Here is an 11,865-nt window from a genome sequence, read left to right as displayed (position 1 = left end):
AGAAAGGAATACTCATGGCAATCCGGGGACGACCGCGTGGTTTCGACCGCGATCTTGCGCTTCAAAAGATCATGGATGTGTTTTGGGCGAAGGGTTACGAGGCCGCCCAGCTCAACGATCTGACGGCGGCCATCGGCATCACGCCGCCGAGCTTCTACGCGGCGTTCGGGTCGAAGCAATCCGCGTTTCGCGAGGCGGTCAGCCTCTATGTCGCGACCGCGGGGTCCGGCCCGATGCACGAGCTCGATGCGGGCGAAACGGCACGACTGGCGATACGTGCGATGCTCCTTGCCAGTATCGACGTCGCACTGAGGACACCGCAATCGAACGGCTGCCTGTTGATCCTCGGCGTGATGAACTGCCAGCCCGAAACCCGGCCGCTCTACGATCTGCTCAAGGGCATAAGGAAAGAAACGGTAGGACGCGTGCGCGCAAGGTTGCAACGCGGCGTGGCGGAAGGCGATCTGCCGCAAACGACCGACATACCGACATTGGCCAGCTATTACGGCGCCATCATGCAAGCAATCTCCATGCAGGCCCGCGATGGCGCGACCCGGCAGAGCCTGGAAGCTCTCGTCGGACCGTCCCTCGCCGCACTCCAATGAACACCGACTGCCGACGCGGCAGTCTCAACGAATTGAGAGAGATTACGATGCAGCCCATTGAAATGGCCGTCACCGCCGTACCCACCCGGACCGGAAAGGTCGCCATACCAGCCGAACTCCAGCTGGATGTGGAGCAGTTTCACTATGCACCCGCACGCCGAGCGGGAGATTTTGTCTATCTGTCCGGCATCGTTGCCGCAAACGCCGCCACCAAACCGATGGACGCCGAAGGATTTCGTCGCGAGCTGCGGCGGGTCTTCGCGCTGATCGAGCAATTGCTGAGTGCATGCCAGGCGCGCCTGGACGACGTTGTCGAACTCCAGATGTTTCATGTGTTCGGCAGTCACCGCCTGGCATTGGACAAGGCCGGACAATTGGCGGCGATCGCCGCGGTGCGCGACGAGTTCTTTGCCGCCCCCTACCCCGCCGCGGTCGAGCTTGCCGTTGCCGAGCTCAATCCGGACGGTGGCCTGGTCGAGATCAAGGCGACAGCATTCGCGCCCCTGGCGCCGCTCGGTTGACGGGCCGCCGGGCCATCAAGGATAGGGGGCTCGGCCGAGAGCACCACCTTCGCTTTCGGTTATTTGCCGGCCAGCGGCGCGCGCCGCCCAGGCGACCGTCTCGGCGATGCCGCCGAAGGGGTAGAGATGCAGCAGGACCGCACCGAGATCCCGGCCCGTCATGCCGCCTTGAAGCCGGTTCATGAACCGATCCGGCCCCACCTTGCTGACGAGATTGGCCAGCGAGAACCCGTATTTCCCGACGATCGCCGCCGATGAAGCCACACCGAACTGTGCCGCAAACCGCAGCAGGCGCTTCACATCGGCAGGTCCGGGTACGCCGATGCGGATCGGCACATCGATACCGCGTGCCCTGACCTCTACGATCCAATCGATGACCGCATCCGCGTCAAAGCCGAACTGCGTGGTGATCTCCACCGTGCAGCCGCAGGTCTTCAGAAGTTCGACCTTCTGCTCGAGGGCCTCCCACAGGCGTCTTCGGTCGATCCTCGGGTGCCCTTCGGGATAGCCGGCGATCCCGACATGGACGATGTCGTGGTCCGCGATGATGCCACCGGCAATCAGATCGAGCGAATCTTTATAAGGACCGGCGGGTGACGACGGATCGCCCCCCACGAGCATGAAACGGGTGGGACGCGCTGCGCTGATCAGGCCGCCGAGCAGTTCGTCCCGGTCCTGCACCGATCTCAGCCGTCGGGACGAAATGATCGGAACGGGTTCGAACCCCCATTTGCGGATGCGGGCAGCCGCCTCAATGCGCTGCGCATGGGTCTCGTTCCCGAGGAAGGCGATGTTGATTGGAGCACCAACGGGAATCTCGGACCTCGCAGCTTCGATCTGCCCGATATCCTTGCCGGTAATCTCCAGCGAATAGTTGCGAAACAGAGCAGTCTCGACATCGTGTCTTGTGGACGCAGTCAATGAAGATCCTTTGCCGGTGCGACAGCGCTTGGGTCTCGACGCCGTCATCGTTTCCATGCAGCCGGGCGAGATCTACAGCGACGCGCGTCCTATTTGACGCGCGTCGCTGTAGCACTTTGAATCGCTGCATGTTCCCTAAATCGGATTGCCGACTGCAGTGTCGACGCGCCAAGTGTCGCAGGCACTCCACGGGCCGAGAGCGCGAGGGAACGAAGGGCACCGGCCCGTCGAATGGCACCGGCATCGATACGATCGCCGCGCATCGGCAGATCAAACGGTAAGTCGGAATCAAAAGCGCCCGCTCGGATCCGAGCGGGCGCTTCATGAAATCGTTAGTGGTCTCAGGCGCGTTTAGCGGCCGAAGGCAGCCCGGGCAATGCTCGGGATGTCGGCGCGCTCGATGCCGAGGTCGCGCAGTTCGCGGGCGGACATGCGGCCCAGTTCGGAGACCGTCTGCCGGTACTTGCGCCAGTTGTTGAAAGAGCGTGCTACGTTCATGATGATCCCCTTTCCGCGGGCTTTCGAAGCCTAGCTGCCAGTCCTTGGCGCTTCGTTCGCTTCGATGAGGGGAATATAGCCGACGCCCCTCCCTGGTAGCAGCGCTAAGACTTCACCCCACCCCTGCAGGCCGCGCATGGATCATTGTACCCCACGGAACTGCAGAAGCTGGGAAGATGGGCCGGCGAGCGCAGCCGCCCCTTGAGAGCAGATTTTGCCCAACCCCGACAAAGTTGGACTTACCGGGGTTGCGCTACTTCCTACTTGATCGAATAGCGAATGCCTTAGACTCAGCGCATCATCGCGCCGACATTGCCGCCGTCCACCGTGAGCACCGCACCCGTGCTGGTGCGCGCCTTGGCCAGGTGGACGAAAGCGGCCGCAACGTCCCGGGCCGTCACTTCGCGTCGAACCAGGTTTCCGCGCATGTAGCTTTCCGGCGAAATGCCGCGCGCCTGGCTGCGCTCCTCGATCATCTGGTCGGTCATCAGCCCGGTGCGGATGCGGTCGGCATTGACGGCGTTCGAGGTGATGCCGTCGGCACCGTGCTCAACGGCATATTGGCGCATCAGCGCCATCAGCGCCGCCTTCGACGTTCCATAAGGGCCGAAGTCGGGACCTGGGTTGACCGCCTGTTTCGAGACATTGAAGACCAGCGCGCCGCCGGTCTGCTGGGCTTTCATGATCTTCACCGCGCTACGCGCGATGTAATGATGTCCCCAGAAGTTCAGCGCGAAGGCTTTCTGGAAGACCTCCTCCGACACATCGAGCAGGGCGCCCTGGAAGGCTGCGCCGGCATTCGAGATGACGATATCGATACCGCCGAAATGCCTGGCCACATCGGCAAGCGCCGCGTCGACTGCCTCCGGCTTCGTCACATCGCAGACGAGGCCGACACCGCCGAGCCGTGCTGCTTCCTTCTTCAGCGCGTCCTCGGCAAGGTCGAGCAGCGCGATCTCGGCGCCCTCGGCATGCAAAGCCTCGGCAATTGCCAGCCCGAGGCCACCGGCGCCGCCGGTGATCACGGCGACCTGTCGGCTGAGCGGCTTCTCGGCCTGCTTCGTCAGCTTCACCTGCTCGAGCGACCAGTATTCGATGTCGAAGAGATCCTCCTCCGACAAAGCCTCGAAGCTCTCGATGCCTTCGGCATTGCGGATCACAGCGATCGTCGCTTCGGCGACGTCGGCGCCGACTCGGGCGGCCTTTTTCGTCGGGCCGGCGGCAAACAGGCCGACGCCCGCGACATAGAAGACACGCGGCATCGGATCGAGCATGCGCTTGATACCGCCGACACGCGCGTTGTTGCGCTCGAAATAGGCGCGATACTCGTCCTTGTAGGCGGCGACGGCTTGGCGCACCGTTTCAGCCCAGGCAGCCATGTCGCCCGCAACAGGAGCGGGCAGCGCCACGCCAAAGCGCTTGATGTGGATGACATGCTCAGGGGTCGCATTGCCGCGGTGAACCAGATCGGAAACATTCTCGGCATTGCAGAAGTCGAGAACCGCGGGGCCGGAGCGATGCTCCAGCACGAAGCGGCGGGGGCAACCCTCGACGCCGCTGTCGATCGCGATGGCGCCACGCAGAACCGGCGCGATCTCGGCTGCCGTGGCAAGCGATGCCGCCTGCTTGACGACCGCGAAGGGACGCGGGTTACCGCGGGCGATGCGCTGTTCGGCCTTGTCGATCGCAGCAATCATCTTTTCATAGGATTCACGCGGATCTTCCGACCAGGTGAAGATGCCATGCTTCAGGAGGATCATGCCGTCGGCGCCCGGATTGGCGCGGAACGCCTCGTCGCAGGCCTTGGCGAGATCGAAGCCCGGCATCACGTAGGGAACGATGATGGAGTCCGGGAACAGTTCCCTCACCAGATCCTCGCCATGCGGCTGGTTGGTCAGCGACACGATGGCATTGGCATGGGTGTGGTCGATATGCCGGAACGGCAGGTTGGCGTGCAGGATCGCTTCGACCGAGGGGTTCGGCGCGGCGGGGTCGAGCAGCAGCCGGCGCTGCAGCATCACCATGTCGTCATCGCTAAGCGTTGGGAATTTGACCATGGCCTGAAGCGGCTCCAGCCTGACCGCAGGCAGGCCCGCCGGCTCGATCGTGCCCATGTCCCAGCCGCTGCCCTTGACGCACAGAACGGCAACCTCGGAACCATCCATCTCCGTGAAGGTGGTCTTGACCGAGGTGTTGCCGCCGCCGTGCAGCACGAGTTCGGGGTCTGAACCCAAAAGTCGGGTCGTGTAGGTGCGGATTGCAAGGTCCCGGTTGATGCCGGCATTGACATAAGTGTCGACGACGCGCGCGAATTCGGTTTCTGACCATCTGGATTTCATGAAAGGCTCCTGTCTTCCGGCGCTTGGCAGCGTTTCCTATGGGGGTTGAAAATGAAGTCTCGTCGCCGGGTGCCCATGGCCGGCACGCGCGCCAAACGAGGGATCGTTTTTTGCGCGCCGTGAGGACAAAACGGCAACGCTATCCGCCGGCTGGCTGCAGGCGGAGACCCGCGTCGGCGCCACCACGGCGAGGCTGAATGCCTTGGAGGTTGCGATCGACGTGAAGAGCGCGCTGCAGCCAGTTTGCGGGAGCGCGAAAGACACCACGAAGCACTTCGCTGATTGGTTCGTTTCCAACCCGCTGGCGCGCGCCTATAGTCGTCCATTCCATCTCGGCGTCTCCCAAAACCTTCGCTGAGACAATTGCTACCATGCTGTGTCATGTGTCAACACGCATGGCAAATTTGTTTGACGGCGGACACTTTTTCCGCTTCAGGAGAAGCCATGACAATCCAGGGGAGCAGACGATGATGGATACGCCGCGGGGAAACCGGGCAGTCGGCGAAGGCATAGTGTTGCCTGCGGAATTCGACGACGGCGTCGTCTGGGCCGCGTGGCTCTACTACGTCGACCAGCTCACCCAGAGCGAAATCGCCAAAATGCTCGGCGTGTCGCGGGCAACGATTGTCAACTACCTCCAGGAGGCGCGCGAGCGTGGCCTGGTCACCATTCGCCTGAACACCGAAGTCGGTTCCCGCACCGGGACAGCCCGGCGCTTGAAGGACAAATTCGGACTTGAGGGCGCGCTGGTCATTCCTGCCCTCGACAACGCCGCGCTGGTGCAACGCCTCGGCGAGGCCGGAGCGCGTCTGCTTGCCGATATGGTTCAGCCGGGCGACACGATCGGCGTCGCCTGGGGCCGGACGGTGTTGGCCGTGGCCGACAGCATCTCGCTGCCCGAACCCGTGGAGGGATTGACGGTCGTGCAAGTCTCCGGAAGCTCGATCGCCAATCCGGATTTCGCGCCTGAATTCTGCACGTCGCTGATGTCGCGCCGCATCCACGCCCGCTGCATCAACCTGCTTGCCCCCGCCCTGCTGTCGACACCCGCTCTGAAGCAGGCGCTTCTGGCCGAGCAGGTGCTGGTCAAGCAGTTCGAACTCATCCACTCGTCGAACATCATCCTCTTCGGCGTCGGCGACATCGGCCCGGAAACCCTGATCCGCTCGGCGAACATCACCGGTCAGGAAGACATCGACGCCTACCAGGCCGGGGGCGCTGTGGGGGTACTGATCTGCCGCTTCATCGACGCCGAAGGGCGGCCGGTGCGCGGCGATCTCGACAACCGCATGGTAGGCATCGAGCTGAACGAGCTGATCCAGGTGCCGCGGCGCCTGTGCGTCGCCGGCGGCGCCAGCAAGCTGACGGCGATCCGGGCGACGTTGAACGGCGGCTACGCCACCCATCTGGTCACTGACATCGCGACGGCGGAGTTGCTTCTGCAATAGCCCCGTCTGCTACCGCAGTGCATCGTCCGGCGAAACCGTATCGCGGAGCACGAAATAGGCGACGCCCCCCGACAGGTTCGCAAGCGCGATGCCGGATAGGTCGATGCCGCCATTGCCGGAGATCATCGCCAGCATCACGCCAAGCGCGAGAAGGCCGAGTTCGGGCACTTGGCCCGCCATGGATTGCAGGTTGTAGATATCCAGGAAGCTGGCGCCAACCAACACGCCCCCTGCCGCCAACACGGCGATGTTGACGACGGCCAAAAAGGCCAACTGGCGATCAACCCGAAATTCCAAAGCACGCCCTCCGTCCTGGTCGTTCGCAGGCAGGCGCAATCACGGCTCCCAGCGTGCTTCAGGCACACGCTCCATGACCGCGCGCCGGGCGCTCCTTCGAGTTCGGCTGCCGCGACGCCCCACCTGACGAGGCCGGCGATGACATTCTTATTTGCCTGAAAAGCTTGGCGTTTCCCCCAGGAGAGACGGGCGTTCAGACCGCAACTTTCGGTCCGGATTGCCGTTCGACGCGACGAAAGAGCGACGTCGCGCGTGGACGGCTTCGGCCGTCAGCGACTTGAAAACCACCTGGGGCAGGCGCGATCCGCTCTATGCGATACTGCGTGGCTGCCGCTGATGAGGAAAACTAAGCCTTCGCGGAGATGCCCCCTTGTCGGCGACGCGGTCGTGATGGAGTAATCCGGCTTACAGAGTGCAGGCACTGGTCGTGCAGCACGATAATTATGTCGTAGACAGGCTCTGGTCGCAGCGCCGCAAATCCTAAAATCCGGCTTCAGTTTCAATCAGGGTCGCAATCAATGGCAGAGTTTCCGCAAAAGGCGAAGGTCGTAATCATCGGGCTGGGTGGCATCGTTGGTGCCTCGATCGCGCATCACCTGATCGAGCGCGGCTGGGACGACATCGTCGGCATCGACAAATCCGGCATCCCGACCGATATCGGCTCGACGGCGCACGCGTCGGACTTCTGCTACACCACCAGCCACGACTATCTCTCGGTTTGGACGACGCAGTATTCGATCGATTTCTTCGAGAAGATGGGTCACTACGCCCGCATCGGCGGCCTGGAAGTCGCACGGACTGGCGACGACGTCTGGATGGAAGAGATCAAGCGCAAGCTTTCCTCCGCCAAGGCCTTCGGCACCCGCGCCCACTATGTCTCGCCGGCGGATATCAAGCAGATGTTCCCGCTGATCGAGGAAGATCAGGTCATGGGCGGCATGTTCGACCCGGATGCCGGCCTCGTCATCCCACGCTCGCAGACGGTAGCCGGCAAGCTGGTCGATGCGGCCGAGAAATCCGGCAAGCTCCAGATCTTCGGCAACACGCCGGCAACGTCGCTCATCGTCGAGAACGGTCGCATCAAGGGCGTTGTCACCCATCGCGGCACGATCATGGCTGACCATGTCGTCGTCTGCGCCGGCATATGGGGCCGCCTGATCGCTGAAATGGTCGGCGAGGATCTGCCGGTCATGCCGGTCGACCATCCGCTCACCTTCTTCGGCCCGTACAACGAATTCGAAGGCACCGGCAAGGAAATCGGCTTTCCACTCCTGCGCGACCAGGGCAATTCCGCCTATATGCGCGACACCGGGGATCCGAAGACCACCGAAGGCGGCCAGATCGAGTGGGGCTATTACGAGACCACCAACCCGCGCCTCTGCCATCCCCGGCACATTCTTGAAAAGCACGAAGCGCGCCTGTCGCCCTCGCAGCGCGACCTCGATATGGAGCAGATCATCGAGCCGCTCGAGCGCGCCATGGAACTGACGCCGATCCTCGGCGAACTCGGCTACAATGAAGGCCATTCCTTCAACGGCCTGCTGCAGGTCGCGGCCGCCGGCGGCCCCTCCTGCGGCGAGAGCCAGAAGGTGCGCGGCCTCTGGTACTGCGTCGCCATCTGGGTGAAGGACGGCCCCGGCTACGGCAAGCTGATCGCCGACTGGATGACGGACGGGCGCACCGAGATCGACCACGCCTCGATCGATTATTCCCGCTTCTACCCGCACCAGCTCGAGGAAAAATTCATCGAGGGTCGCTGCTTCGAGGCAGCGCAGAAGATCTACTATCCGGCTGTGCATACGCGCGAGCCCTATGCCAGCGGCCGCAACGTCAAGCGCTCGCCCTTCTATGAGCGCGAGAAGGAGCTCGGCGGCTACTTCATGGAACTCGGCGGCTGGGAGCGCGCGCACGGCTACGCTGCCAACGAACACCTCCTGGAACGATACGGCGACCGCGTCCCGGTGCGCGAGAACGAGTGGGACAGCCGCCATTTCTGGCGCGTTTCCAACGCCGAACATCTGGCGATGAGCGAGGATTGCGGTATCGTCAACCTCTCGCACTTCCACATGGTCGACATCGCGGGTCCTGACCATGTCGAGCTTCTCGAGTGGCTTTGTGCCGCCAAGATCGGCGGCGACGGCAATATCGGCAAGGGCATCTACACCCACTTCCTCGATGACGAGGGCATGGTGCGGGCCGACTTCACCGTCTTCCGCATGGCCGACCGCTGCCGCCTCGTGAATGGCGCCGATGCCGGACCGCGCGACTTCCAGTACATGCGCCGTGTCGCCGAAGATCGCGGCCTTGACGTCACCATCACCGACGTTTCGGAGAAGTTCATCACGATCGGCATCTGGGGGCCCAACGCCCGCGAAACGCTGAAGAAGGTGGTTGCCGATCCGGCGGGCCTCGATATCGAGAACTTCGCTTTCGCCGCGATCAAGCCGATCGAAATCGCCGGCAAGAACGTCACCGCCTTCCGCATCTCCTATGTCGGCGAGCAGGGCTGGGAATTGCACATGAAGTATGAGGACGGTCTCGCCGTCTGGGACGCACTGCGCGCCACCGGCGTCATGGCCTTCGGCGTCGAGACCTATGCGAACTCGCGCCGTATGGAAAAGAGCCTGCGCCTACAGAATGCCGATCTTCTCACCCAGTACAACCTCATCGAGGCCGACCTGGCTCGCCCGAAGGTCAAGGACGTGGACTTCCGCGGCAAGGCGAAGCATCTTGAATACAAGGCCCGCGAGCACCAGCCGGCCATGCTCTGCACGCTCATCCTCACGGAGAACATCGATAGAAACGGCGTGAAGCGTTACCCGGTCGGCAGCCTGCCGGTCATGGACCCGGAAACCGGCGCGGTGCTGGTCGACGAGCTCGGCCGCCGCTCCTACACCACCTCGATCGCCTACGGCCCGACCATCGGCAAGAACATCGCGCTTGCCTATCTGCCCTGGTCCCACTGCCAGGTCGGCCGCAAGCTGAACGTCGAATACTTCGCCGAAACCTATCCCGTCGAAGTCGCCGGCGTCGGTTACAAGCCGCTCTACGACCCAGAGAATCTCAAGCCGCGGAGCTGATATCGCTCTCAAGAGGCAGGTGCGCTTGCGCCGCAAGACAAAGGCCCGCTCTCATTCGGGCGGGCCTTCTCTATTTCAAGGTCATCGGCGGGCCCGTGCGGACGGCACAGCTGACTGCCGACGAGGCCCAGCCGGCGCCGGCGCGGCAGCAGTGTCCGGAAGCCAACCGAAGCGGCTCCTACGGGAGCACATGCCCCGCCGCCCTGAAGAGAAGGTACCAGTCCTCGCGCGACAAGGTGATGTCGGCGCCGGGTGCAATGTCGCCGAGACGCTCCGCGCTGGTCGTGCCCAAGACCACTTGAATCCTTGCGGGATGCCGAGCAATCCAGGCATAGGCGATGGCCGATGGCGATACCCCGTATTTGCTTGATAGCGCGATCAGCACACGATTGAGTTCCGAAAAATTCTTCTCGTCACCAATGAATACGCCCCCGAAGAAGCCCTGCTGGAACGGCGACCAGGCTTGAAGGGTCATCCGGTTGATCCGGGAATAGGCGATGACCTCTCCGTCGCGGTCGCTCGACTGCTCCAAACCAGCCATGTTCGCGGCGAGACCGAAGGCAACGGACGGGGCATGGGCAATGCTGAGCTGGATTTGATTGGCGACAAGTGGTTGGTTCACGGCGGTCTTCAGCAGATCGATTTGCCGCGGTGTGTGGTTTGATACGCCGAAGTGCCGAACCTTACCCGCAGCGTGAAGGCGATCGAAAGCCTCGGCCACTTCCTCCGGCTCCACCAGTGTATCCGGGCGGTGCAGCAGAAGGAGATCCAGGTAGTCGGTTTTCAAGGCTTTAAGCGAGCGGTCAACGGCCTGGAGAATATGGTCCTTGGAGAAATCAAAATAGCCCGGCCGAATGCCGCACTTGCTCTGGATCACAATCGACTCCCGCTCACCCGGGGTCAGACGCAAGGCCGCGCCAAAACGACGCTCGCACTCATGCGCTTCGCCACCATAGATGTCGGCGTGATCGAAGACGTTGATGCCGACATCCCGCGCCTTGCTAAAGAGCCGCCGAATCGCCTCGTCGCTGAGATCGGCGATTCGCATCAGGCCCAAGACGGCGGACGATACGGCCAAGTCAGTTGTTCCCAGGTTGAATCTCTGCATCGGGGTGCGCTCACACTGTCAATGTCGTTGCGAAAGGGTGGTCTGGCAGCGGCAGGCCCGAGCATCGCCGGGCTCTCCTGTTGGATGGGCAAGCTGTAGCAGCATGGAGCGGCTCGGAAAATGCCCGACGACGGAATGACCGCGGCGCAGCGGCAGATTTGTGCTTTTCTGATGTGCTTTTTTTACGGTCTCTCGATCTGGAACGTGGAAAGCCGGCGGACATTGGGCTCCAGAACGTCAAAAAGCCCGCGGACATTGCTGTCCTGCGGGCTTTGTTTGATCTGGTTGCGGGGGCCTGACTGCATGGAGACTTGTAAATTCTCCGCCTCAAACCGGCTTTACGGCGACAACTTCCGCGTCATGCCAGAAGCCGCCCCTGCCCAGTCATTTTTGAAATGCCACGTTTTGGCCGAAAGCACCGGTCCACTTTTAGGCGTGGAAGGTAGAAGAGCGGTCGTTAAGGCGTTTCGGTTTAATCGCCTTCGATTCGCATCTGCGGGCGATGCCGACTCGTCATCAACTAGATGCCGGTAAGCATCCTCGCAATCCCAACAGCATATCGATCGGTCATGCCCGACGTGAAGTCAGCAAGGGCGTGCAGTGCTTGTTCTGCATCGGTAACGTTTCGCGAGTCCAGATCGAGGGTCCTGACGAGCTGCCGATTACGGTCGGAGAGCCTGATCCCACTTTGCCCTGGCAAGATCTTCGAAGACGGGAAGCACACCTGACATCACATTGCCAATCACACGCCGACCAGACACCTCCAACCCAGTCTTTCTCCAGGCGGTGAAGACCTTCCCGAGGAAGGAACTTCATCTTTGCGAAGACGGAGGAAGGCCTGCATCGGCTAGGGTCAGGACTCGTTAATCACAGCCAGAAGATAACCGAGGCTGCGATGCAGATTGCTGAGAAGAAGGTGTGGGCACATCGGTCATAGCGTGTTGCGATGCGCCTCCAATCCTTGAGTTTGGCGAATAGGTTCTCGACCTTGTGTCTGCGACGATAGAGGGCTTTGTCGTAGACGTATGGTTTCTTCCGGCTTTTAGAG

10 protein-coding genes and 1 pseudogene are annotated in these 11,865 nt (G+C 62.2%); 4 read left to right on the top strand and 7 right to left on the bottom strand.

Features of this window, described 5'->3' with window-relative positions:
• Nucleotides 1-14 precede the first annotated feature (14 nt).
• Both BC360_RS16855 and BC360_RS16850 read left to right on the top strand, forming a co-directional pair.
• Nucleotides 15-605, top strand: a complete 591-nt coding sequence (locus BC360_RS16855; RefSeq protein WP_065796050.1) for a TetR/AcrR family transcriptional regulator — start codon at nucleotides 15-17, stop codon at nucleotides 603-605.
• A gap of 47 nt (nucleotides 606-652) precedes the next feature.
• Nucleotides 653-1,126, top strand: a complete 474-nt coding sequence (locus BC360_RS16850; protein ID WP_065796132.1) for a Rid family hydrolase — start codon at nucleotides 653-655, stop codon at nucleotides 1,124-1,126.
• 15 nt (nucleotides 1,127-1,141) lie between these two features.
• On the opposite strand, the gene BC360_RS16845 is transcribed toward BC360_RS16850, so the two are convergent.
• From BC360_RS16845 to BC360_RS16835, 3 genes are all read right to left on the bottom strand, one after another.
• Nucleotides 1,142-2,047: a methylenetetrahydrofolate reductase gene (locus BC360_RS16845; protein ID WP_065796048.1), complete on the bottom strand. Its 906-nt coding sequence runs from the start codon at nucleotides 2,045-2,047 to the stop codon at nucleotides 1,142-1,144.
• 351 nt (nucleotides 2,048-2,398) lie between these two features.
• On the bottom strand, nucleotides 2,399-2,545 hold the full coding sequence (locus BC360_RS16840) for a DUF1127 domain-containing protein (RefSeq protein WP_065783535.1): 147 nt from the start codon (nucleotides 2,543-2,545) through the stop codon (nucleotides 2,399-2,401).
• A gap of 290 nt (nucleotides 2,546-2,835) precedes the next feature.
• A complete protein-coding gene (locus BC360_RS16835) occupies nucleotides 2,836-4,884 on the bottom strand; it encodes a bifunctional aldolase/short-chain dehydrogenase (protein WP_065796046.1) in 2,049 nt (682 codons plus the stop codon).
• A 467-nt stretch (nucleotides 4,885-5,351) separates the two neighbouring features.
• Here BC360_RS16835 and BC360_RS16830 point away from each other — a divergent pair, with 467 nt between their 5' ends.
• Nucleotides 5,352-6,332, top strand: coding sequence for a sugar-binding transcriptional regulator (locus BC360_RS16830; protein ID WP_244512757.1), 981 nt, complete (start codon nucleotides 5,352-5,354; stop codon nucleotides 6,330-6,332).
• A gap of 18 nt (nucleotides 6,333-6,350) precedes the next feature.
• Here BC360_RS16830 and BC360_RS16825 read toward each other — a convergent pair.
• Nucleotides 6,351-6,629: pseudogene (locus BC360_RS16825) on the bottom strand (ABC transporter permease); the annotation flags it as partial.
• A gap of 518 nt (nucleotides 6,630-7,147) precedes the next feature.
• Between BC360_RS16825 and BC360_RS16820 the strand changes: the two are divergent.
• A complete protein-coding gene (locus BC360_RS16820; protein ID WP_065796043.1) occupies nucleotides 7,148-9,709 on the top strand; it encodes a GcvT family protein in 2,562 nt (853 codons plus the stop codon).
• A gap of 178 nt (nucleotides 9,710-9,887) precedes the next feature.
• Here the strand turns inward: BC360_RS16820 and BC360_RS16815 are convergent, their stop codons facing one another.
• From BC360_RS16815 to BC360_RS16810, 3 genes are all read right to left on the bottom strand, one after another.
• Nucleotides 9,888-10,787, bottom strand: coding sequence for an aldo/keto reductase (locus BC360_RS16815; RefSeq protein WP_244512756.1), 900 nt, complete (start codon nucleotides 10,785-10,787; stop codon nucleotides 9,888-9,890).
• A gap of 212 nt (nucleotides 10,788-10,999) precedes the next feature.
• Nucleotides 11,000-11,122, bottom strand: coding sequence for a hypothetical protein (locus BC360_RS32975; protein ID WP_274533928.1), 123 nt, complete (start codon nucleotides 11,120-11,122; stop codon nucleotides 11,000-11,002).
• Nucleotides 11,123-11,684: 562 nt separating this feature from the next.
• Nucleotides 11,685-11,865 (bottom strand): transposase (locus tag BC360_RS16810; RefSeq protein WP_139110085.1); only part of this gene is annotated, 181 nt, incomplete at its 5' end.

This window comes from Ensifer sp. LC163, from assembly GCF_001695855.1.
Taxonomy (GTDB): Bacteria; Pseudomonadota; Alphaproteobacteria; order Rhizobiales; family Rhizobiaceae; genus Ensifer.
This window is presented reverse-complemented; position numbering and strand designations above follow the sequence as displayed.

Bases quoted from the DNA above. Each gene is read 5' to 3' on its own strand.
- BC360_RS16840 (WP_065783535.1), bottom strand. From the start codon at position 2,545: ATGAACGTAGCACGCTCTTTCAACAACTGGCGCAAGTACCGGCAGACG.
- BC360_RS16820 (WP_065796043.1), top strand. From the start codon at position 7,148: ATGGCAGAGTTTCCGCAAAAGGCGAAGGTCGTAATCATCGGGCTGGGT.
- BC360_RS16850 (WP_065796132.1), top strand. From the start codon at position 653: ATGCAGCCCATTGAAATGGCCGTCACCGCCGTACCCACCCGGACCGGA.
- BC360_RS16830 (WP_244512757.1), top strand. From the start codon at position 5,352: ATGATGGATACGCCGCGGGGAAACCGGGCAGTCGGCGAAGGCATAGTG.
- BC360_RS16855 (WP_065796050.1), top strand. From the start codon at position 15: ATGGCAATCCGGGGACGACCGCGTGGTTTCGACCGCGATCTTGCGCTT.
- BC360_RS16835 (WP_065796046.1), bottom strand. From the start codon at position 4,884: ATGAAATCCAGATGGTCAGAAACCGAATTCGCGCGCGTCGTCGACACT.
- BC360_RS32975 (WP_274533928.1), bottom strand. From the start codon at position 11,122: ATGCAGTCAGGCCCCCGCAACCAGATCAAACAAAGCCCGCAGGACAGC.